The organism is Marinobacter sp. 1_MG-2023 (genome assembly GCF_030549045.1).
Lineage (GTDB): Bacteria > Pseudomonadota > Gammaproteobacteria > Pseudomonadales > Oleiphilaceae > Marinobacter.
The window spans coordinates 13,164-34,507 of the sequence record NZ_JAUOST010000011.1 but is presented as its reverse complement, the minus strand read 5'-3'; the positions used below and the strand labels follow the sequence as shown (position 1 = coordinate 34,507).

The window sequence follows — 21,344 nt, the reverse complement described above, 5'->3', positions numbered from 1 at the left end:
ACTCAGAACCGGCTGAGAATAAAACCAGCGAGGTCCAGATCCGCAGGTACGGTAATCTTGATATTGTCCGATCGCCCCTCGACCAAAACGGGCATGTTACCGGAAAACTCCATGGCAGAGGACTCGTCTGTAACAGCCTGCTTCTCGCCCAAAGCCTTCTCCAGTGCCTCAACCAACATCTGATAACGAAACATCTGAGGCGTAAGCGCACGCCAAAGCTGGCTGCGATCCACTGTTCCGAGGACTTCAGGTATAGGACCTGTTTCCGCCTTTTTAAGTGTATCTGCAACTGGCGCCGCCAAAAGACCACCCACAGGGTGATCCACTAAAGTTGAGACAAGGTTCTCGAGATCAGCCGGATAAACACAAGGACGAGCCGCATCATGAACCAACACCCAGTCACCGGCTGCAACCTGCTCCTCCAGTGCATGTAATGCCGAGAGCACAGAATCTGCCCGTTCGGCACCACCCGTGCAGGTCTGAATACGGTCATCAGTGCTGGCCTCTGTATCCGGCCACCAATGATCCGCAGAATTAAGCGGAACCATACAACCAGCAAAGAGGCCGGAATCCAGCAACCGGGAAAGAGTGAGATCCAGAATAAAGCGGTTATTAATACGGAGGTACTGCTTGGGACGTTCAGCCTGCATGCGTTGACCGATGCCGGCGGCGGGAACAATCAACCAGAATCGTGGAGAAGTCATAAGGTTTCCGCACAAGGCCGGGAGAGCGCCGGGTAGACCTTTTCCGGGAATGTCGGTGGCCAAGGATGGCCGCCGTCAAGCGCACATGGATGTGCTCGTAGCGTTTCCCGGGAAAGGTCTACCCGGCGCTCAGAGCTCCAACCCCAGAAGTCACTGCTCAACAACAAGAAAAAACGTCTCATCGTTGCGAATCAACCCAAGATTCATCCGGGCCCGCTCTTCCACCGCACCCTGCTCATTGCGAAGGTTACGCACCTCCGCATACAAGCGCTCATTACGAGTGGCCAGTTCGGCGTTTTCCTCCCGCTGCTCGGCAATCGATTTTTCCAGCGTCCAGACCTGCGCAAAGCTGCCCTCCCCAACCCACAGACGTACCTGCAGCAGGAGAATGAGAACAACCATGAAAGCCCAGAGCAACTTCATTAATACCGATTCCGTTCACGAGTTAAACGATCAAAAACCAAACACCGGACGCTAAGTATAGACCTTAGAGTAGATTAGCAACAAATTCTTCTAACTGATTGGACAAAAAGGCCATCGTGGCTGAACTTTCATTCAATACACGACGGCCTTAATATTCCATTCCCTGAACCCCGGAGTTTCAGGGACAAAGGTAAAAGCTACTGATGTCAGCCCTGGCCTTTAATCTCAACCAGACCACGGTAAGGTGCTTTACCCTCGAGCGCCTCTTCAATACGCAGCAGCTGGTTATACTTGGCGACGCGGTCAGAGCGGCAAAGAGAACCGGTCTTGATCTGGCCAGCACAGGTAGCAACGGCAAGATCCGCAATGGTTGTATCTTCCGTTTCACCTGAACGGTGAGAAATAACCGCAGTAAATCCTGCATCCTGAGCCATCTTGATAGCGTCAAGGGTTTCACTCAGGCTTCCGATCTGATTGAACTTGATCAGAATGGAGTTGCCCACACCCGTATCGATACCACGCTTGAGGATTCTGGTGTTGGTAACAAACAGATCGTCGCCCACCAGTTGTACCTTTTCACCGATCTTGTCGGTCAGTACTTTCCAACCGTCCCAATCGCTCTCATCCATGCCATCCTCGATGGACACAATCGGAAAACGCTCAGACAATCCCGCCAGGTAATCTGCAAAACCGGCAGAATCATAGCTCTTACCTTCTCCGGCCAATACGTACTGGCCATCCTTATAAAATTCAGATGCAGCGCAGTCCAAGGCCAGAGTGATGTCTGTACCAAGCTTGTACCCGGCTTTTTCAACTGCTTCCTCGATAACCGCCAGAGCCGCCTCGTTAGACGGGAGGTTAGGCGCAAAGCCACCCTCGTCGCCTACCGCAGTATTAAGGCCCTGAGCCTGCAGCACTTTTTTCAGACTGTGGAAAATCTCGGCACCAATACGCAGAGCTTCGGAAAAACTCTTTGCTGCAACCGGCTGAACCATGAACTCCTGTATATCAACGTTGTTATCCGCGTGCTCACCACCGTTCAGAATATTCATCATCGGCACAGGCATACTGAACTTACCGGAGGTACCGTTGATGTCAGCGATGTGCTCGTACAGCGGCTTACCCAAAGACTCGGCCGCAGCTTTAGCCGCTGCCAGAGATACTGCCAGAATAGCGTTTGCACCCAGATTGGCCTTGTTCTCAGTACCATCCAGCTCCAGCATGATGTTATCCAGGCCACGCTGGTCTGAAGCGTCTTTGCCTTTCAGTGCATCCTTGATCTTGCCGTTAATGGCTTCGACTGCCTTCAGTACGCCCTTACCCAGGTAACGGGATGCATCACCATCGCGCAGTTCCAGCGCTTCGCGAGAGCCGGTAGAGGCTCCGGACGGTGCACAGGCACGACCAAGCGTTCCATCTTCAAGGATCACGTCTGCTTCTACCGTGGGATTACCACGGGAATCCAGGACCTCACGGGCTTTAATGTCGGCAATCTTGGTCATGCTAGGGAGTCTCCAGGTTCTCAATTTCAAAGGTCAATATAAGAAGTCTGATCAAGAGCGAGCTGGTAGGGCCTTACGAAACTGTGCGAAGCCATGGATGGCGTAGCCAAGCGTACATGGACGTATTCACAGCGTGTTTCGTAAGGCCCTACCAGCTTGCTCGTGCCACCAAGGCTAAAACACGAAAACCGCCAATCAGGCGGTATCGATAGGTTTAAAACTCTTCACAAGGTCATCAACAGCCTTAACTCGTTGCAAGAATGGCTCGAGCTGGCTCAGGCGCAAGGCACAAGGCCCATCGCACTTGGCCTCATCCGGGTTCGGGTGAGCCTCCAGAAACAGCCCGGCCAACCCCTGCGACATGCCGGCAAGCGCCAGATCTGTTACCTGAGCACGACGGCCACCGGCAGAATCTGCTCGACCACCCGGCATCTGCAATGAGTGGGTCACATCAAACATAACCGGCACATCCATGGATTTCATGATGCCAAAACCAAGCATATCGACCACAAGGTTATTGTACCCGAAGCTGCTGCCCCGCTCGCACAATATAACCCGGTCATTTCCGGCTTCTGCACACTTGGTGATGATGTGTTTCATCTCCTGTGGCGCCAGGAACTGGGCTTTCTTGATATTGATGGCTGCACCGGTTTTCGCCATGGCAACCACCAGATCAGTCTGGCGGCTCAAAAATGCGGGTAGCTGAATGATGTCACACACTTCAGCGGCAGGTGCCGCCTGTGCAGCTTCATGGACATCAGAAATAATCGGAACACCGAACTTGCTCTTGATATCAGCAAGTATCTGCAAGCCTTCCTCAAGGCCCGGCCCGCGGAAAGAGTTAACCGAAGAACGGTTCGCCTTATCAAAAGATGCTTTGAACACATAAGGGATGCCAAGCTTACGGCAAACCTCAACGTAGCTTTCAGCAACCTCGAACGCCAGATCCCGGGATTCCAGAACATTCATGCCACCAAACAGCACAAACGGCTTATCGTTGGCTATATCAATGTCAGCAACAGTAACGGTGCTCTGGGCCATAATCAGGATTCCTTACGGTTAGCCAGCGCAGCTTCCACAAAGCCCTTGAACAGCGGATGGCCATCACGCGGCGTCGAGGTAAATTCCGGATGGAACTGACAGGCAACAAACCAGGGATGATCGACCACTTCCACTACTTCCACCAATTTGCCATCGGTGGAGCGCCCGGAAACCAGCAAGCCCGCGGCTTCTAGTTGCGGCAAGAAATGATTGTTCACCTCGTAACGGTGACGATGGCGCTCGCGAATGGTTTTTCTGCCATAGCAGCTGGCAATGTTCGAACCTTCAGTGAGCACGCAATCCTGAGCACCAAGGCGCATGGTGCCGCCAAGATCGGAATCATCGGTACGTTCTTCACGCTCACCGGTCGCATCCAGCCACTCGGTAATCAAGCCAACGACAGGCTCCGGTGTGTGCTTACGAAACTCGGTGCTGTGCGCATCAGTCAGGCCGGCCTTGTTGCGGGCATATTCAATAACCGCTACCTGCATCCCCAGACAGATACCCAGATAAGGAACCTTGTTCTCACGAGCGTATTGCACAGTGCGTATCTTGCCTTCCACTCCGCGCTCGCCAAAGCCGCCAGGAACCAGGATCGCATCGGCACTCTTGAGCACGTCGGTACCATCACGTTCAATGTCTTCAGAATCAATGTAATTGATCTTTACCTTGGTACGGGTCTTGATACCAGCATGAAGCAGAGATTCAATCAGCGATTTGTAGGCCTCAAGCAGCTCCATGTACTTGCCGACCATGGCAATCGTTACTTCCTGCTCCGGGTTCATCAATGATTCGACGACATTATCCCATTCACCAAGATCCGCCTCGCGGGCGTCAAGGTTGAAGCGTTCGATAACCAGCTGATCCAGACCATGCTCGTGCAACATGCGGGGAATAGCGTAAATGGACTTTGCATCACGCATTGGAATAACAGCACGCTCTTCCACGTTTGTGAATAGTGCGATCTTCCGGCGGGAGCTGGCATCCACTTCATGCTCCGAGCGGCACAGCAGAATATCCGGCTGCAAACCGATAGAGCGCATTTCCTTTACGGAGTGCTGGGTCGGTTTGGTTTTGATTTCACCGGCAGTAGCAATGTAAGGCACCAGGGTTAAGTGCATGAACAGCGCACGGGAGGCGCCCACTTCTACCTTCAGCTGGCGACAGGCTTCAAGGAACGGCAGGGACTCAATATCACCAACGGTGCCGCCCACTTCAACCAGAGCCACATCTGCGCCAGCTGCGCCTTCCACGACACGCCGTTTGATCTCATCGGTGATATGGGGAATAACCTGGACGGTTCCACCGAGATAATCACCGCGACGCTCTTTGCGTATAACCTCTTCGTAAACCCGGCCTGCCGTGAAATTATTACGGCGGCTCATCGGTGTACGAATAAAACGCTCGTAGTGACCAAGGTCAAGATCGGTTTCAGCACCGTCTTCGGTGACGTAAACCTCACCATGCTGGAACGGACTCATGGTACCCGGGTCCACGTTTATGTATGGGTCCAGCTTGAGGATAGTAACCTTCAGGCCACGTGCCTCGAGGATCGCTGCCAGTGAGGCAGATGCGATTCCTTTCCCCAGTGAGGACACAACACCGCCGGTGACGAAAATATAACGCGTCATGCAGATTCCATGATTATCAGGTTCTGTGAAGGAGGGAGATTGTCATCTCAAGATGGGACGCCAGACTACCAGAAAGCCCTCAGCGACTCAATCACAATCCCGCTCCACAATCAGCCGCCAGCCTGCCGCAGGGGCGTTTCCGCAGTATTGTTCAGAACACCATAAATCGCCAATAGCAACAAGCTCACCAGGGCCCGCCATACCCACAAAAATCAGCGGCAGGCGGGCTCTTTGCCATGGTGGAACAGCCTTCTCCTGAAGCCATTTTTTCAAAGATTTTGACGGGCCATCCGGGTGAAAACGGATGCGCTCTCCACCCTGCCTCGTACATATTCGTATAGGCGGCACATCAGTTTTCGCTGTAGCCACCGACTCAAGGTGAATTTTCCACTCACCCCAGGCCACTTGCTGGCCCGGTTCCAGCCAAACAGCCTGTGTCGGCAATTCTGGTTTATCAGAAACCAGGTAGAGCTCGCGATTAAAGCGCTGCAGGCTATACCCCTCTGCCCGTAGCTCAGGCGCCCTGTCTTCTGCTGCCTGTAAAAGATCATGCAGGACCTGAGACCAGTCACTGATCGACGGGGGATGATACCCGGCCCGCCGGATCCACCAGCGCAGAAGATTTTTCTGCTCCGCGAGAGCGAGCTTGCTGAGCTCCGGGACGGGCAACCGGTATCGATGCGCCCCCAGCATTTGCCAATGCAACTCGGCCAGGCGCTGATTCAGGAAATCGCTGTCCGAACACGCCCCCGCAGTATGCCGAAGCCGCTGATTAAAGCCCTGCCAGCGTTTTTTGAGCAAAGGGAGAATGCTGAGGCGCAAGAAATTGCGATCAAACTTTTGATCTGTATTACTTGGGTCTTCGACCCACGAAATGCCGGCCTGACGCGCCTGGCCTTCAAGTTCTGACCGCTCAACGTTCAGCAGCGGCCGGACAAGTTGCCCGTCCCCCAACACTCGCCTTCTGGGCATTCCGGCAAGACCGGCCACGCCGCTACCACGAAACATTCGAAAAAGAATGGTTTCGGCCTGATCATCAGCATGATGGGCCATTAGCAGAATATCACCTGGTTCAAGGAGTGCTTCGAAGGCCTCATAACGAGCCTTGCGAGCAGCCTCTTCAAGGCCTTCGCCCGGGCCGCCACTGAGGTTGACCGACACAGGAATAACCGTCAACGGCACCGCCAGCCGGGAGCACAGATCGCGACAGAAGCCTTCTGTCGTGCCGGCATTAACCTGAAGCTGATGATTTATGTGCACCGCCCTCACTTTGGAATGGTAAAGCGAGGCAAGATGCAGAAGAAGGGTGGAATCCAGGCCGCCACTGAGGGCAACCCAAAGCCGCCGGTAGCCAGAAACGGCTTTTACCGGCGTACTCAAAGTTTCAGAAAAGGCAAACCCAGTCAGGGGCTTAGCGCCCGTTGTCATAGCGGGTCAACCGCTCATACCGCCGGGATACCAACTCATCCAAAGGTAAGCGGCTAAGCTCAGCCATACCCTTGGTGAGCGTTTCGCGCAGGGCTTCAGCCATTTTCTCTGGGTTGCGGTGCGCACCACCCAAGGGCTCAGTAATGACATTATCTGCCAGCCCGAGATCCTTCAGGCGATCTGCAGTGACGCCCATGGCCTCAGCGGCCTGGGAGGCATACTCCGCACTTTTCCAGAGAATGGAAGCACAACCTTCCGGGGATATAACGGCATAGGTCGAATATTGCAGCATATTTAACTGATCGCATACGCCGATAGCCAAAGCACCACCAGAACCACCCTCACCAATCACTGTAGAAATGATTGGCGTTTTCAGCCGTGACATGACTGCGAGATTGAACGCAATGGCCTCACTCTGGCCACGCTCTTCGGCACCTATACCAGGATAGGCTCCCGGGGTGTCAATAAACGTGAGAATAGGCATTCTGAAGCGCTCGGCCATTTCCATCAGGCGCAAAGCTTTGCGGTAGCCTTCAGGACGGGGCATACCAAAATTGCGCTTGACCTTATCCCGCACTTCACGGCCCTTCTGATGGCCAATCACCATTACAGGCATATCGTTCAGCCGCGCTGTGCCGCCGACAATGGCCTGATCATCTGCATAACGCCTGTCGCCATGGAGCTCATCGAAATCATCAAAGATCATTTCGACATAGTCCAGGGTATAAGGCCGGCGCGGATGCCTCGCAAGGCGGGCAACATCCCACGGATGCAAGTCCGAGAATATGTTCTCAGTCAGGCTAACGCTTTTCTTCTTCAGTCGGGTAATTTCATCAGAAATGTTGATGTCGGTGTCGTTCCCTACCATGCGAAGCTCTTCAATCTTGGCTTCAAGGTCGGCAATCGGCTGTTCGAAATCGAGATAATTAGGGTTCATGATGTTCCATCATTTTTTTGCCAGGCAAAGCAAAGCTCCGCCAACACAGAATTTGGTACAAAGATAGCAGCGCCCGGATCACGTCTAAAGCGGACATTGGTATGAGTCCGCAATCTGACAAATATTTAATATTCGGGCAGCATCCCACCTTGTTCACTCAATCATAGACCAGTTCCACGCACTGGTCGCCCATCAGATATTTAAGCTCCAGCAGCAGGTTGTCGTCCGGCTGCACCCGCCAGCTTTCCCCCAGTTCAATCCGGGTGCTGGCGTCCGGGCTGCTGTATTCAATCCAGACCGGGCTACCGTCACAGCGAAATGGTCTGAGCGTACTGTCGATTTTATCAAGCAGGCCATTCTGCAGCTGATCGGCACGCAAATTCAGTTTCAGGCCTTTGCTGAACTGCCTCCGGGCACTTGGCACGTCCATGACCGAGCTCACGCGCATTTTCATCTGGCCGGAATAGTCATCGTGGCTCACCTGCCCCTCAACCACAATCACCTGATCCGATTGCAGCAGCTCCCGGTTTTCAAAGAATGCTTCCGAAAACAGCGTAGCTTCAATCCGCGCACTCCGGTCATCCAGGGTAATAAAGCACATGGTGGAACCGGTACGAGTTTTCATAGTTCGCTGCGCAACCACGAGCCCTGCAACCCTTTGAGGTGATTTGTTCGGCTTGAGGTCGGAAATGGATGAGCGCACGAAACGCCGGACTTCCCGCTCATATTCGTCAAACGGGTGCCCTGTCAGGTACAGGCCAAGCGTATCTTTCTCACCTTTCAGGCGTTGCTTCTGCGGCCATTCCCGCAAGCCGACAACGTCTGCGTATGGGTCTCCACCGTCAGTGGCTTCCAGCATTTCGCCGAACATGTCCATCATGCCAACGGACTCATTGCGTGACTGCTGATCCGCCTGCTGAACCGCTTTCGGTATGCTCGCCATCAGTTGAGCACGGCTGGCACCCAGCTTGTCCATGGCGCCGGAACGGATAAGGGCCTCCATAGCCCGCTTGTTTATTTTCTTGAGATCAACTTTGCGACAGAAGTCGAACAGGTCCTGGTAAGGCTCGCCGTCGGCCCGCCCCTCCACAATGGCCTGGATCGGACCTTCACCCAACCCCTTTATCGCACCGAGCCCGTAAACAATCTGGCCTTCATCGTTCACTGTAAACGTGTATTCCGAACGGCTTACATCTGGCAGCACCAGATCGAGCTTCAGGTTGCGGCACTCCTCGACCAGCGTGACCACTTTGTCTGTGTTCTGCATATCTGCGGTCAAAACCGCAGCCATGAACTCAGCGGTATAGTGCGCCTTCAGCCACAATGTTTGGTAGGAGACCAGTGCATAGGCTGCTGAGTGAGATTTGTTAAAGCCGTAACCCGCGAACTTCTCCACCAGGTCAAAGATATTTTCCGCTAGGGTTTTGTTGATACCGTTGCTTTCGCATCCATCAAGAAAGAACTGCTTCTGCTTGGCCATTTCTTCGGGTTTTTTCTTACCCATAGCTCGCCGGAGCATGTCCGCATTACCCAGGGAGTAGCCCCCCATCACCTGAGCAATCTGCATGACCTGCTCCTGATAAAGGATGACCCCATAGGTGGGCTCCAGAACCGGCTTCAAGCCTTCGTACTGATAATCCGGATGCGGGAACGACATCGGCTGCTTGCCATGCTTTCGGTCGATAAAGTCATCAACCATGCCCGACTGCAGGGGGCCCGGGCGGAACAAAGCCACCAGGGCAATCATGTCTTCCAGGGAATCTGGCTGAAGGCGGCGGATAAGATCCTTCATGCCGCGTGATTCCAGCTGGAACACCGCAGTTGTCTCGGCCTTTTTCAGCATCACAAACGACGCCGGATCATCCAGCGGAATCTCGTTGATATCCAAGGGTGCCAGACCACGGCCCGCTCGCCGTGGATTAATCATTTTGAGCGCCCAATCAATGATGGTCAGCGTTCGGAGGCCGAGAAAGTCGAACTTCACCAGCCCGGCTTCTTCCACATCATTTTTGTCAAACTGGGTAACCAGGCTACCGCCTTCATCATCACAATACAGCGGCGAGAAGTCGGTAATCTTTGTGGGTGCAATGACAACGCCACCGGCGTGCTTACCAGCATTTCGGCACACGCCTTCAAGCTTGAGAGCCATTTCCCAGATTTCCTGGGCTTCTTCGTCCTGCTCAAGGAATTCCTTCAGCGTGGGCTCCTGTTCAATTGCCTTACCCAATGTCATTCCCACTTCAAAGGGAATCATCTTGGAGAGTTTGTCTGCCAGACCGTATGACTTGCCCTGCACCCGGGCAACATCACGAACCACCGCCTTGGCAGCCATGGTTCCAAAGGTAATAATCTGGGAAACCGCTTCACGGCCGTATTTTTCAGCCACGTAGGCAATGACGCGATCCCGACCTTCCATGCAGAAATCGACGTCAAAGTCGGGCATGGACACCCGTTCAGGGTTAAGAAAACGCTCGAACAGCAAATCGTATTCCAACGGATCCAGATCGGTAATCAGCTGGGCATAAGCCACAAGCGAGCCGGCACCTGAACCACGACCCGGCCCCACAGGAACACCGTTGTTCTTGGCCCACTTGATGAAGTCCATTACGATCAGGAAGTAACCCGGGAACCCCATCTGGATAATGATATCCAGCTCGAAATTCAGACGCTTATAGTAGGCTTCACGCTTGCTGTCGTAATCGGGATCGTCCTTGGGAAGGGTTTTTGCCAGACGATCTTCCAGGCCATCCTCAGACACCTTTCGGAAGTATTCGTCCATGGTCATGCCTTCAGGCACCGGATAATTGGGCAGGAAGTACTCGCCCATACGCACGGTCACAGAGCAACGCCGCGCTATCTCAACCGTGTTCTGGATGGCTTCAGGAATATCACTGAATAACTCAATCATTTCCTCCGCACTGCGGAGGTATTGTTGGTCGCTGAAGCGGCGGTCCCGGCGCGGGTCGTCCAGAGCCCTGCTTTCACCGATGCAGACCCGGGCCTCATGAGCCTCAAAGTCGTCGGCTTCGAGAAAGTGCACGTCGTTGGTAGCAACAACCGGGAGCCCGATTTTCTCGGCCAGCTCAACGCTCATATGCAGACAGTCTTCATCACCAGGCCGGCCAGTTCTCTGCAGTTCCAGATAATAAGAGCCCGGATACAGGTTCATCCAGTACTCGGCTCTCGCTTTTGCCAGCTCTGGCTTATCAGACAGCAAAGCCTTACCCACATCGCCCATTTTCGCGCCGGACATGGCAATCAGACCGTCAGTTCTGCTTTCCAGCCATTTGCGCTGAATGATGGGCTTGCCGTAACGCTGCCCTTCGGTATACCCAAGAGAGATGATTTCTGTGAGGTTGAGATAACCCTTGTCATCACGGGCCAGTAGCGTCAAGCGGAAGGGAACTTCCGGTTCGTCCGGGTTCTCCAGCCATAGATCCGCGCCAATAACAGGTTTTACACCCGCGCCGGTTGTCGCCTTGTAAAACCGGACCAGCGAGCACATGTTGGACTGCTCTGTCAGGCCTACGGCCGGCATGCCAAGCTCTACAACGCGCTTGACCAGCGGTTTAACGCGCACAAGGCCGTCCACCATGGAGTGTTCAGAATGCACGCGAAGATGTACAAATGTCTGCGACATAAACTCAGGTAGTTCCTGCATGTAAATTCGTTAAAAAGCCGGCCGTGTTCAGCCGCCAATCAATGCCCGTATCTCTTCTTCTGTCTGCGGGCCAAAGCGGGCCTCCAGAAGGTTTCCGTCGGGGTTCACGATAAAGGTAGCCGGTAAGGCAACCGGAAGCTTCCAGTCGAATTCCGGGCCCGGATCCTCTGCCAGCATGGTGAACTCAATACCCATGCGCTTGCCGAGATCCACCAGGGCATCACCCTTCACAGCATCAAAATTGACCCCCAGAACGGTAATATCCGGTGCCTTATCCAGCTCGTTGAGCTCCGGAATTTCTTCCAGGCAGGGCTTGCACCATTCGGCCCAATAGTTAACCAGCACCCACTGGCCGCGCAGAGTGTCCCACGCTAGCTTCTGACCTTCTGCTCGCTCCAGTTCGACTTTCTGACAGCCTGCCAGCAAAGCCACCAAAGCCAACGCACCTGCAATAGCTACCCTCCGGATCAGCCGGGAGACGACAGGGTTCTGCACGGGTAAACCTCCTGTTAGACTGCGGGCCACACTCTATAGTTGCAGCATCCATTTCAACAAACAGGCACGAAGATGACAGAACCCACCCGGATTTTCCACAACCCCCGCTGTTCGAAATCCCGTCAGGCTCTTGAGTTACTGACCAATCAGGGCATCGAGCCGGAAATTATACGCTACCTGGAAACGCCGCCAACAGAGCAGGAACTTTCAGATATTCTTGATGCACTCGGCTATCAGCCCCGTGAACTGATGCGCACCGGCGAAAAGGAATACAAGGAACTTGGCTTGAACAACCCGGATCTGAGCCGCGAGCAGCTCATTGCTGCTATGGTAGCAACTCCGAAACTGATTGAGCGGCCAATTGTTCTCGTCAATGGCAAAGCCGCCGTGGGCCGCCCCCCGGAAAACGTTCTCTCGATTCTTTGATTTTACCACTGTCGACTTAAAGGACACTAAAATGCCCGAGCAACTGCCTTATGTTCTGATTCTCTATTACAGCCGCAACGGGCAGACTGCAGAGCTGGCCACCCAGATAGGTCGGGGTGTCGCAAAAGTGAACGGAATCGAAGCCAGGCTACGTTCCGTTCCAGTGGTCTCACCAGATACAGAAGCCTCACTGCCCCCCGTTCCGGATGCCGGTGCGCCCTTTGCCAGCAAGTCAGACCTGGCAAACTGCGCGGGCCTGGCCATCGGCAGCCCGACAAGATTCGGCAATATGGCAGCGCCTTTAAAGCATTTCATGGACACCACCGGCGATCTTTGGGTAAGCGGAGCACTGGTCGGTAAACCGGCAGGCGCCTTTACTTCGACCGGAAGCCTGCACGGCGGCCAGGAAACTACGCTGTTAACCATGATGATGCCGCTGCTTCACCACGGCATGCTACTGTGCGGCCTGCCTTACACAGATAAAAATCTTAGCGAAACGACAACCGGGGGTACACCTTATGGTCCATCGCACTGGGCCGGGACTGCCGAACAGCTGCCCCTGAGCAAACATGAAAAAGCCCTCTGCCAGCTCTTTGGCGAACGCCTGGCAAACCTGGCACTCAAACTGGCAGACTGAGACGAATACAGCCACGCCACGTAAAGCTCTTTATACCTTTTGGAATCTCACAATGCTGTACAATCCCAAAGCCCGATACACCGCGCGGGCAACCCAGTTTCTTTATCTGTCCGTTTTGGCTGTCCTGCTGGTTACAACCTTCTATCCTGCACCGGTCGAAGGCGTTTCGTTAGCGTTGATACTTTCAGTCAAATTAATCCCATTGTTGGCATTGGCAATACCGGTTTTCAAAGGCAACAATCGTGGTTATATCTGGCTGGCATTCGTGGTTATCTTTTATTTCACTCAAGCGGTAGTGTCAGCCTGGCTAAGCCAGGGTGCAGCAGGCCCCGTCATTCTTATGTTGCTCACCTTACTGCTGTTTATCGTGGCAATGGTGCATCTTAAGGTGAATCGGCGAGTGACAGGCTGAAATACTCCAGCACCGGAAAGTGATACTTAATGGCCGAGCCCAACAAAACAACGCAACCATCACGACCGCCAGCGCCACCCAGAAGCACGCTGACTTTGCGGGATATCTGCACAGCACTGGTGAGCGACGGCGAAATCAGCCAGGAAGACGCAGAACGCGTGCTTTCTGCCAACCTGGGCGCAGCCAGCAATCAGTCAGCAAAACGTCATCCTCTGGAGCTGGTGGCGATTGCCGCTTTTTCCAGTGAAAAAAGCGGTGCGACCCTGGATCTTGAGCGACTAACGCAATGGCTGGCAGGCTGGGCTGACCAGCCCTATTACCACATTGATCCGCTGAAAATAGATACACCTGCGATTGCCCGGGTCATGTCATATGCGTTCGCCCAGCGCCACGGCATTCTGGCTGTAGAGATCAGGCAGGACGAGATCCTGGTAGCCAGTGCCGAACCCTTCAAGAATGACTGGGAAGGCAACCTGCGGCAGGCCTTGCGCAAAGACATCCGCCGCGTGGTAGCGAATCCTGAAAATATCCGCCGTTATTCCGTGGAGTTTTACCAGCTTGCAAATTCCGTCAATAAAGCCAGCGGCAGCCAGGCGCCGGGTAATAGCGCAGGCCATCAGAATCTGGAGCAGCTTCTGGACCTGGGGGCCAGTGACAGCGCAGATGCCAATGACCAACACGTTGTGCGCATCGTCGATTGGCTGTTGCAGTACGCCTTTGATCAGCGCGCCTCCGACATTCACATTGAACCAAGACGAACGCTGACCCATGTTCGTTTCCGGATTGACGGCGTTTTGCACAGCGTTTATGAGTTCCCTGAACACGTAGGCATGGCTATTACCAGCCGGCTCAAGATTCTGGGGCGCCTGAACGTCGCCGAAAAGCGCCGGCCACAAGATGGCCGCCTGAAAACCCGAAAGCCCGACAACAAAGAAGTAGAGCTGCGACTGGCCACCATGCCGACGGCATTCGGGGAAAAGATGGTGATGCGGATATTTGATCCGGACGTCTTGCTGAAATCCTACGAACAACTGGGGTTCAGCCGAGATGACCGGGAGCGCTGGCAGGAGGCAACCTCGAAGCCCCACGGAATAGTGCTGGTCACTGGCCCTACGGGCTCCGGCAAAACCACAACGCTGTACTCCACACTGAAACAAATTGCGACTGCCGAGCTTAATGTCTGCACTATTGAGGACCCTATCGAGATGGTTGAGGCCGCATTCAATCAGATGCAGGTCCAAACCAATATAGACCTTACCTTTGCCTCCGGTATCCGGGCTTTGCTGAGGCAGGATCCGGACATCATCATGATCGGTGAAATCCGTGACCTGGAAACCGCTGAAATGGCAGTGCAAGCAGCACTCACGGGTCATCTGGTACTCTCAACCTTGCATACAAACGATGCACCGAGCGCCTTGACCCGAATGATGGAGTTGGGTATTCCTCCGTATCTGATTCGTGCAACAGTACTGGGGGTTATGGCCCAACGCCTGGTGCGCACCCTCTGCCCCCATTGTAAAGCGCCGGCCCCGGTTGATGTTCAGGCGTGGCAGACTCTCACAAGACCCTGGAAAGCACCTGCACCACAAGAGTTCCACAAGCCGGTTGGTTGCCTGGAGTGTCGCAATACAGGTTACCTTGGTCGCGCTGGCGTATACGAGATCATGACGCTTTCAGGCGCGCTAACGAGTCAGATTACCGATGAATGCGAACTGGAAAAGCTGCGACTGAGCGCCTACCGGGAGGGTATGAAATCACTGCGTCTAAGCGGCGCACAAAAGGTAGCCAGCGGCCTGACCACCGTTGAGGAAATTCTCAGGGTAACGCCGGAAAGCCAGCGCTGACAGCGGATATAACCAGAAGAGTCACGAAGGTTAGGCCCCGGGCCTCAACCCACACTGCTCCAGCAGCGCTTGCCAGGCTTTGGTATGAGTATTTACTGCGGCATCCAGACTCGCCCATACGCTTTCACGCCCGTCCAGAGCCAGCGCTGATTGATACCACACGCGAAACTGATCGGGCATAACATCAGCCTGCATGGTTGCCAGCTCGGATAGTGGCTTAATCAGATCTGTGCGTGCACGCCGCAAGTCCGCGAGATAGGGTTGTACTTTCTCGATATAGATACTGAAAAACATGCTCTGAACTATGTCAGACTGGTTATTTGGCTTGCCATTGAGGCATAGCGGGCGGCTATCAAGCCGCTGACGGATAATGCCTGTGGCATCCCCGAGGCGGGCTGTGACAAGCCGGGCGCTGTTAATCAACTGGCCTGCCCGGTACTCCGCCTGCCAGCGTTGATGCACATCACCCCAAAAGCCCAGGTCCACCTCAAGATCCTGCTCCATCAGTACCGCCACAGAGCCGTTTAGTTGACGAACGTCCCGAGCAAGATCCGAGAGCGGATCGTCAGCCGTAATCGGGTACTCGCCCTTGGCAAGCGTGAACAGTGTTTCCACTTCTTCCACGCCCCAAGTCGCATTCCAGACAGCAATTGGCAGTGTTTCGCGTTTACTGGAAATAGCCTTTTCTAAAACTTCCTGAAGTTCATCATTTTCGACCGTTTTCAGGCAATCACCGGCAGCGCGGATAAAGCGAACTTCATAGCGCAGGCGGTTAAGGGGCTGCATCACCTTGCCCATAACGGAATTTTTCTCGCCAACCACGTATTGCAGCTCACAACCGTATAACGACAAAAAATCCAGCATGCTCAGTTCGAGCTCGGGCATAGGCAACACACGGTTGCGGCGCCTTGGCATCTGGTCCGTGGCAGGAATCCGGGAATACTCGGGCTCTGTGTCCAGCACACGGCTAACCCTCTCTACGTATTCGTCCATCATCGGACGAACCTCTGAAAAAGGGTTGCAACCCGCCAGCAGAAGCAGAATCACGCAGGAGGCAAACAGCCTGACAGGTCGGTTTCCGGGCATGGTTACCTCACAGCTGTTGGCTATCGCTTTTGCAGCAGGGCGTCCACTTCGGCAAAGTTTCGGGCAACAAATCGTTCTGTTTCTGGCACCTCAGAGTCCCGAATCAACCAGGCGGTTTTCATACCTGCGGCCTCCGCGGCCTCAAGCTCAGCTTCGACATCGGACAGGAACATTACGGTTCCAGCCTCTACACCAAGTTCACTGAGAATATTACGATAGGCATCTGGCTCTTTTTTGCCACCGATCCGGGTATCGAAATAACCGGAGAAAAACGGCGTACAATCGCCGGCACTGGAAAAGCCAAAAATCAGTTTCTGGGCTTTTACCGAACCGGAGGAATAAACGTATAAGCGCAGCCCACGATCGTGCCACTGCTGAAGGTACTTTGCGGCATCTTCATAGATATGGCCTTTCAACTCACCATGCTGATAACCCTGCTCCCATACCAAACCCTGGAGCGTCTTAAGCGGCGTTGCCTTCCGGTCTTCACGAATCCAGGACTGGAGCGTTTCTATCAGCGCTTCCACATCGCCCCGGTCCGTACCGGATTGTTCTGCTAACAGGTCAAGCTGCTCTGACACTTCGGGATCATCCTGCTGATCACGAATAAATCCCGGCATATGCTCAGTGGCGTAGGGAAACAACACATCGTGCACAAAAGAAATCGAGCTGGTTGTGCCTTCAATATCGGTAAGAATCACGCGTATCATAGAGTTGTCCTCTCCAGCGCCTCAAAACGCGGCAGGCGCTCGGCAATATCTTCTCCGGTAAACTCTGCAACCCAACCCTCAGGATTGGTAAACAGCCGAATGCAGGTGAACTCAGGCTCCGGCCCCATATCAAACCAGTGGCGGGTACCTTCGGGTACGCTGATCAGGTCGTTTCTCTGGCACTGCACAGCAAACACCTGATCACCAAGGTGCAAATAGAATATTCCCTGCCCGCGTACGAAAAAGCGCACCTCATCTTCACTGTGGGTGTGCTCATCCAGGAACTTCTGCCGGAATGCCTCTTTCTGCGGGTTGCCCGGGTTGAGGCTCACAACATCGGCAGTCTGAAAACCACTCTCTGCCTTCAGCTTCGCAACCTCCTCGCTGTAGGCCTCCAGGATCTGCTCAGCGGACGCGTTCGCCGGCAAATCCTGCGTTGGCCAGCGCTCAAAGCGAACACCGACATTGTTTAATAATTGACCAATTTCTACTGCATCACTGGTCACTGTTCCAGCTGCACTGGGGTTATGTGTATGAAAAATGCTCAGAGTCGTCATGGGCGAACCCTCATAGTTGCAAGTTCACATTCAAACAGAAATTCAAAGGCTTCCACGTGCCGAAGGCAATCCGCCATAGTTTTACCCCAGGTGTATAGCCCGTGCCCGCGGATCAGGTAGCCCGGCTGTTCCGGGTTTGCCATAAACCATTCCCGGGTTTCCCGTGCCAACGCCTCAATGTCCTGAGTGTTCTCGAAAACCGGCACTGTCAAAATCGATTCGTGGGTATCAATGCCATCAAACGCTTTTTGCAATTCATAGCCTTCAAGCTTCAGTGAGGCGCCTTCAGGCAACAGCCGACTCAGAACCGTTGCGCTCACGGAGTGTGTGTGGAGAACGGCTCCTGCATCTGGAAAGATCTGATACAGCGACGTATGTAACAAGGTTTCTGCCGAGGCACGGCAATTACTCTGCACCGGCCTGCCATCAAGATCGACTACCATGACATCACCCGCCTCCAGTTCGCCCTTATGCCGGCCTGATACTGTGATGGCGATGTGGTCACTATCCAAACGGGCCGAATAGTTGCTGCTCGTAGCCGGAGACCATCCCCGCCCGAACAGAAAACGCCCGGCATCCATGATGGACTGGGCAACAATGGCGAAACGGCTTACATCAAACACGGATTATTTTCCCAAGGTTGAGGTGTAGGGCTCGAAGGCTGTTCGCAAATGATGCCGCTCCTTGATCAGATCAGCAACAACAGAAATGGCGATTTCTGCAGGGGTTTTACTGGGAATATCAACACCTATCGGCGCCCGTAATCGCTTCAAAACATTTTCATCAACGCCAAGGGAGGCCAGGCGAGCGCGCCGCGCCTCAGACGTTCGAGCGGACCCCATTGCACCGATGTAGAAGGCGCTGGACTCAAGCGCCGCCAGCAAACCCATGTCGTCGATTCGCGGATCATGGGCCAGTGCGAGCACGCCACAACATGGGTCGTCAAAAAAACCTGTAATCAAGTCGTCCGGCAAACGCCGGTCAAGTGGCAGGTGGTCGTAACCCCAACCGGATGCAAAGGCTTCCCGCGGCTCACACAGAGTTACGTTAAAGTCCGCGGCGATCGCAAACTCAGCCACATAACGGGCTACCTCACCGGCTCCGATCAGCAACAGCCGGCACTCAGGCTGCAGCGTGTGGCGTAACTCTTCACCATTAAATACAACTCCCGGGCGAGCACCAGGCACTGCAAGTTCCAAAGCAATGCTACCCTGCAGGCTAACGCGACGCATGGCTGAGCCCCGGTCTTTCAGCGATTCCGCCAACTGTCGCACATGCTCAATTGCTGCACTGTTTGTACCGGAAGCATTACCCAACGGCTCTACCAGCAACCGGATACTGCCCCCACACGGCAAACGGAAATCGTCACGGTCGTTATCAGTGATGCCGTAATCGACGAGAACCGGGTAGTCCGCGCCCTCCTCGGCGGTACGGCGCAGGAGATCTTCCTCCAGACAGCCGCCCGACACGGAACCACTCCATTGCCCTGAATCATTGACCGCCAGCCACGAGCCTGCCGGGCGCGGTGATGATCCCCAGGTGTCCACAATGGTGCACAACCATACCCGCCGGCCTTGCTCAAGCCATGACAAAACATCTTTGATGACCGATTCATGGGCTCCGGCCATCGGACCCGCTGAGGTGTCAGGCATCAGCTTTCAGAGGCAAGCTGCGCTGACGTTTGCCGGTCAGCGCAAATAGCGCATTACCCAGAGCCGGTATGACCGGGGGCACACCTGGCTCGCCAACGCCTGTTGGCGCTTCGCTGCTCTGCACAACATCTACCGTTACTTCTGGCAATTCATATTGGCGCATCAGTTGGTAATCGTGAAAGTTGCTCTGCTGCACCTCACCATCTTCGAGGGTTATCTCGCCGTAGAGTGCAGCGGTCAGTCCGAAGATAATCCCGCCTTCTATCTGGTCTTCTACGATGCGCGGGTTAACCACCTGGCCGCAATCCACGGCACAAGCCACTTTGTAAACCTTGATGCTTCCGTTCTCCACTCCAGCTTCCACTACCTGAGCAACAAAGGTTCCAAAGCTCTTGAAAAGGGCTATGCCGCGCCCGCGACCTTCCGGAACAGGTGTATTCCAGCCGGCTATGCGCGCAGCTCTGTCGAGCACTTCCAGATGACGGGGCTGACCCACCAGCAGTTGGCGGCGGAACTGATAGGGATCTTGTCCGGTTTCGTAAGCCAGTTCATCCGTGAAGGTTTCAACAGCAAAGCCATTGTGGGAGTAGCCCACCGAGCGCCAGAACGTCACGGGGACGCCGGGGTCGGTATGGGTGTGGCGGATGTCTATATTGGGTACGTTGTAGGGGTACTCTATGGCGCCTTCAATGGCGGACATATCCTTGGGCGTGGCGATACCTTCGGCGAGCAAGCCTACCTTACCCAGGGTGTCGTACATGAACTTCGGCGCCCAGGGATACTGAGCTGGTGCGGCGTTGCGTACATACCAATCCAATAGCTGGGGACCTATGATTTGATGGTGCCAACCGGTCAGTTGGTTGCCCTCAAAGCCAGCCTGCATCCGGTGCAACATGGCCGGGCGATACAAATCGTGCTGCGTATCTTCTTCCCGCGACCAGATCAGCTTTACCGGTTTTTTCATCCGATATGCAACGGCTGCGGCTTCTTCGATGTAGTCCTGAGTCAGGCGACGACCAAAGCCGCCACCTAGAAAGGTGGTATTGATCGTAACGTCACTCGGAGAAAGATTGGTTACTCGGGCTGCGGCAATACGGCCGAGATCCGGAGCCTGGGTCGGCGCCCAGACTTCGATGGTGTTACCGCGGTACCATGCTGTGGCATTCATGGGTTCCAGGGTGGAGTGAGCCAGGTAGGGTTGGCTGTATTCCGCCTCAAATACCTTCCCTGCTTCGCCAACAGCAGCTTCATAGTCGCCTTCGCTGCGCTCAGACTCCCCGGAATCCTTTTCGGCGGCCTTGCGGTAGGACGCAAACACCTCGTCGGTAGAAAGCGACAGCGCATCCTCATTATCCCACTCAGCCTTCAAGGCATCCTGAGCTTTTCGCGCGCGCCAGTACTTGTCGGCGACGATCGCGACACCGCGCTCAATCTCAAACACATCGAGGACGCCGGGCATGGCGCGGAGTTCGTCCCCATTGAACGCCTTGATTCTGGCACCGTAACGGGGCGGCCGGCTTACCACGCCATAAACCATTCCGGGCAGCTCAACATCAATGCCATAAACTGCTGTACCAGTAGACTTGGCGTGGGCATCAAGCTTGCCCCCCTGCTTGCCAATGTACTTCCACTCGGCAACCGGTTTCAGTGCGATATCACCGCGAAGGACTTCTTTCGATGCCAACTCTACCAACTGCCCGTAGCGCATGGAATCCCGACCATTGGGGTGAATCACCCGGCCTTCGCGAGCCGAACATTCGGCTGCATCCACCTGCCATACTCTTGCTGCTGCCATAATGAGCATTTGCCGCGCCGACGCACCTACCGTGCGCAACGGCTCCCAGCTCGTCGCTATACTGGTACTGCCACCGGTTAACTGTAATTTGTACAAAGGATTGCGATATTCCGGCGCCACAGGCGCAAATCTGGGAGTGATCGCCGCCGGTTCAACTTCCAGCTCTTCTGCAATCAGAGTGGTAAGCCCGGTATAGGTACCCTGCCCCATCTCAACCCGGGCCAGTGTAAAATGGACTTCGTCGTTATTCGTTATTTCAAGCCAGGCATCCGGCTTCCACTCACCCGTCTCCTGCTTGTATCCAGTCGGCATTCCGGAACACCCAGGGAGCGATAGGGACAGCATCAAAGTGCCAGACGTTCCAGCACTTACCTTGAGAAAGTCGCGTCGGTTCATCGTCATA

At 54.5% G+C, this 21,344-nt stretch carries 19 protein-coding genes; 4 read left to right on the top strand and 15 right to left on the bottom strand.

All coding sequences use genetic code 11. The features are described 5' to 3' along the window. Positions 1 to 2: 2 nt before the first annotated feature. The 9 genes from ispD to Q4606_RS17900 form a co-directional block, all read right to left on the bottom strand. Complete coding sequence (ispD, locus tag Q4606_RS17940) at positions 3 to 704, bottom strand: 2-C-methyl-D-erythritol 4-phosphate cytidylyltransferase (protein WP_303608331.1); 702 nt, start codon at positions 702 to 704, stop codon at positions 3 to 5. Positions 705 to 854: 150 nt separating this feature from the next. Beyond that, positions 855 to 1,127: a septum formation initiator family protein gene (locus Q4606_RS17935; RefSeq protein ID WP_303597583.1), complete on the bottom strand. Its 273-nt coding sequence runs from the start codon at positions 1,125 to 1,127 to the stop codon at positions 855 to 857. A gap of 206 nt (positions 1,128 to 1,333) precedes the next feature. Beyond that, the gene (gene eno, locus Q4606_RS17930) at positions 1,334 to 2,629 is read right to left on the bottom strand and encodes a phosphopyruvate hydratase (RefSeq protein WP_303608330.1); all 1,296 of its coding nucleotides are present in this window, start codon (positions 2,627 to 2,629) and stop codon (positions 1,334 to 1,336) included. A 195-nt stretch (positions 2,630 to 2,824) separates the two neighbouring features. Continuing rightward, on the bottom strand, positions 2,825 to 3,670 hold the full coding sequence (gene kdsA, locus Q4606_RS17925; RefSeq protein ID WP_303608329.1) for a 3-deoxy-8-phosphooctulonate synthase: 846 nt from the start codon (positions 3,668 to 3,670) through the stop codon (positions 2,825 to 2,827). Between the two features lie 2 nt (positions 3,671 to 3,672). Continuing rightward, a complete protein-coding gene (locus Q4606_RS17920) occupies positions 3,673 to 5,301 on the bottom strand; it encodes a CTP synthase (RefSeq protein WP_303597580.1) in 1,629 nt (542 codons plus the stop codon). An 87-nt stretch (positions 5,302 to 5,388) separates the two neighbouring features. Then, on the bottom strand, positions 5,389 to 6,729 hold the full coding sequence (gene tilS / locus Q4606_RS17915) for a tRNA lysidine(34) synthetase TilS (RefSeq protein ID WP_303608328.1): 1,341 nt from the start codon (positions 6,727 to 6,729) through the stop codon (positions 5,389 to 5,391). Continuing rightward, positions 6,713 to 7,666 carry an acetyl-CoA carboxylase carboxyl transferase subunit alpha gene (gene accA / locus Q4606_RS17910; RefSeq protein ID WP_303597578.1) on the bottom strand — a complete coding sequence of 318 codons (954 nt, stop codon included), beginning with the start codon at positions 7,664 to 7,666 and terminating at the stop codon, positions 6,713 to 6,715. Before accA ends, tilS begins: the two co-directional genes overlap by 17 nt. A 157-nt stretch (positions 7,667 to 7,823) precedes the next feature. After that, positions 7,824 to 11,306, bottom strand: a complete 3,483-nt coding sequence (gene dnaE / locus Q4606_RS17905; protein ID WP_303608327.1) for a DNA polymerase III subunit alpha — start codon at positions 11,304 to 11,306, stop codon at positions 7,824 to 7,826. 48 nt (positions 11,307 to 11,354) lie between these two features. Further along, complete coding sequence (locus tag Q4606_RS17900) at positions 11,355 to 11,768, bottom strand: TlpA disulfide reductase family protein (RefSeq protein ID WP_303597629.1); 414 nt, start codon at positions 11,766 to 11,768, stop codon at positions 11,355 to 11,357. Positions 11,769 to 11,894: 126 nt separating this feature from the next. Between Q4606_RS17900 and arsC the strand changes: the two genes are divergently transcribed. From arsC to Q4606_RS17880, 4 genes are read left to right on the top strand one after another with little or no spacing between them, the layout of a single operon-like run. Continuing rightward, complete coding sequence (arsC, locus tag Q4606_RS17895) at positions 11,895 to 12,248, top strand: arsenate reductase (glutaredoxin) (protein ID WP_303608326.1); 354 nt, start codon at positions 11,895 to 11,897, stop codon at positions 12,246 to 12,248. 31 nt (positions 12,249 to 12,279) lie between these two features. Further along, positions 12,280 to 12,885, top strand: coding sequence for an NAD(P)H:quinone oxidoreductase (wrbA, locus tag Q4606_RS17890; protein WP_303608325.1), 606 nt, complete (start codon positions 12,280 to 12,282; stop codon positions 12,883 to 12,885). 52 nt (positions 12,886 to 12,937) lie between these two features. Beyond that, positions 12,938 to 13,297, top strand: a complete 360-nt coding sequence (locus Q4606_RS17885; RefSeq protein WP_303608324.1) for a DUF2069 domain-containing protein — start codon at positions 12,938 to 12,940, stop codon at positions 13,295 to 13,297. 29 nt (positions 13,298 to 13,326) lie between these two features. After that, positions 13,327 to 15,141 (top strand): GspE/PulE family protein, encoded by a 1,815-nt coding sequence (locus Q4606_RS17880; protein WP_303608323.1) that lies wholly within the window; start codon positions 13,327 to 13,329, stop codon positions 15,139 to 15,141. Between the two features lie 30 nt (positions 15,142 to 15,171). Here Q4606_RS17880 and Q4606_RS17875 read toward each other — a convergent pair whose 3' ends face one another. Genes Q4606_RS17875 through Q4606_RS17850 form a run of 6 tightly spaced genes read right to left on the bottom strand, consistent with a single transcriptional unit; the run spans position 15,172 to position 21,343 of the window. Further along, the gene (locus Q4606_RS17875; RefSeq protein WP_303608322.1) at positions 15,172 to 16,227 is read right to left on the bottom strand and encodes a DUF3080 domain-containing protein; all 1,056 of its coding nucleotides are present in this window, start codon (positions 16,225 to 16,227) and stop codon (positions 15,172 to 15,174) included. Positions 16,228 to 16,247: 20 nt separating this feature from the next. Continuing rightward, a complete protein-coding gene (gene mtnC, locus Q4606_RS17870) occupies positions 16,248 to 16,937 on the bottom strand; it encodes an acireductone synthase (RefSeq protein ID WP_303608321.1) in 690 nt (229 codons plus the stop codon). Then, on the bottom strand, positions 16,934 to 17,494 hold the full coding sequence (locus Q4606_RS17865; protein WP_303608320.1) for an acireductone dioxygenase: 561 nt from the start codon (positions 17,492 to 17,494) through the stop codon (positions 16,934 to 16,936). The genes mtnC and Q4606_RS17865 overlap by 4 nt, the downstream gene beginning before the upstream one ends. Beyond that, on the bottom strand, positions 17,491 to 18,117 hold the full coding sequence (locus tag Q4606_RS17860) for a methylthioribulose 1-phosphate dehydratase (protein ID WP_303597569.1): 627 nt from the start codon (positions 18,115 to 18,117) through the stop codon (positions 17,491 to 17,493). The genes Q4606_RS17865 and Q4606_RS17860 overlap by 4 nt, the downstream gene beginning before the upstream one ends. A 3-nt stretch (positions 18,118 to 18,120) precedes the next feature. Then, positions 18,121 to 19,146, bottom strand: a complete 1,026-nt coding sequence (locus Q4606_RS17855) for an XdhC family protein (protein WP_303608319.1) — start codon at positions 19,144 to 19,146, stop codon at positions 18,121 to 18,123. After that, complete coding sequence (locus Q4606_RS17850; protein ID WP_303608318.1) at positions 19,139 to 21,343, bottom strand: xanthine dehydrogenase family protein molybdopterin-binding subunit; 2,205 nt, start codon at positions 21,341 to 21,343, stop codon at positions 19,139 to 19,141. Before Q4606_RS17850 ends, Q4606_RS17855 begins: the two co-directional genes overlap by 8 nt. Position 21,344 lies beyond the last annotated feature (1 nt).

What these genes read in the sequence shown, in the direction of transcription:
- eno (WP_303608330.1), bottom strand. Translation starts at nt 2,629, where the DNA reads ATGACCAAGATTGCCGACATTAAAGCCCGTGAGGTCCTGGATTCCCGT.
- Q4606_RS17920 (WP_303597580.1), bottom strand. Translation starts at nt 5,301, where the DNA reads ATGACGCGTTATATTTTCGTCACCGGCGGTGTTGTGTCCTCACTGGGG.
- accA (WP_303597578.1), bottom strand. Translation starts at nt 7,666, where the DNA reads ATGAACCCTAATTATCTCGATTTCGAACAGCCGATTGCCGACCTTGAA.
- Q4606_RS17855 (WP_303608319.1), bottom strand. Translation starts at nt 19,146, where the DNA reads ATGCCTGACACCTCAGCGGGTCCGATGGCCGGAGCCCATGAATCGGTC.
- ispD (WP_303608331.1), bottom strand. Translation starts at nt 704, where the DNA reads ATGACTTCTCCACGATTCTGGTTGATTGTTCCCGCCGCCGGCATCGGT.
- Q4606_RS17865 (WP_303608320.1), bottom strand. Translation starts at nt 17,494, where the DNA reads ATGACGACTCTGAGCATTTTTCATACACATAACCCCAGTGCAGCTGGA.
- Q4606_RS17850 (WP_303608318.1), bottom strand. Translation starts at nt 21,343, where the DNA reads ATGACGATGAACCGACGCGACTTTCTCAAGGTAAGTGCTGGAACGTCT.
- tilS (WP_303608328.1), bottom strand. Translation starts at nt 6,729, where the DNA reads ATGACAACGGGCGCTAAGCCCCTGACTGGGTTTGCCTTTTCTGAAACT.
- mtnC (WP_303608321.1), bottom strand. Translation starts at nt 16,937, where the DNA reads ATGATACGCGTGATTCTTACCGATATTGAAGGCACAACCAGCTCGATT.
- Q4606_RS17880 (WP_303608323.1), top strand. Translation starts at nt 13,327, where the DNA reads ATGGCCGAGCCCAACAAAACAACGCAACCATCACGACCGCCAGCGCCA.
- arsC (WP_303608326.1), top strand. Translation starts at nt 11,895, where the DNA reads ATGACAGAACCCACCCGGATTTTCCACAACCCCCGCTGTTCGAAATCC.
- Q4606_RS17875 (WP_303608322.1), bottom strand. Translation starts at nt 16,227, where the DNA reads ATGCCCGGAAACCGACCTGTCAGGCTGTTTGCCTCCTGCGTGATTCTG.
- Q4606_RS17935 (WP_303597583.1), bottom strand. Translation starts at nt 1,127, where the DNA reads ATGAAGTTGCTCTGGGCTTTCATGGTTGTTCTCATTCTCCTGCTGCAG.
- dnaE (WP_303608327.1), bottom strand. Translation starts at nt 11,306, where the DNA reads ATGTCGCAGACATTTGTACATCTTCGCGTGCATTCTGAACACTCCATG.
- kdsA (WP_303608329.1), bottom strand. Translation starts at nt 3,670, where the DNA reads ATGGCCCAGAGCACCGTTACTGTTGCTGACATTGATATAGCCAACGAT.
- Q4606_RS17885 (WP_303608324.1), top strand. Translation starts at nt 12,938, where the DNA reads ATGCTGTACAATCCCAAAGCCCGATACACCGCGCGGGCAACCCAGTTT.
- wrbA (WP_303608325.1), top strand. Translation starts at nt 12,280, where the DNA reads ATGCCCGAGCAACTGCCTTATGTTCTGATTCTCTATTACAGCCGCAAC.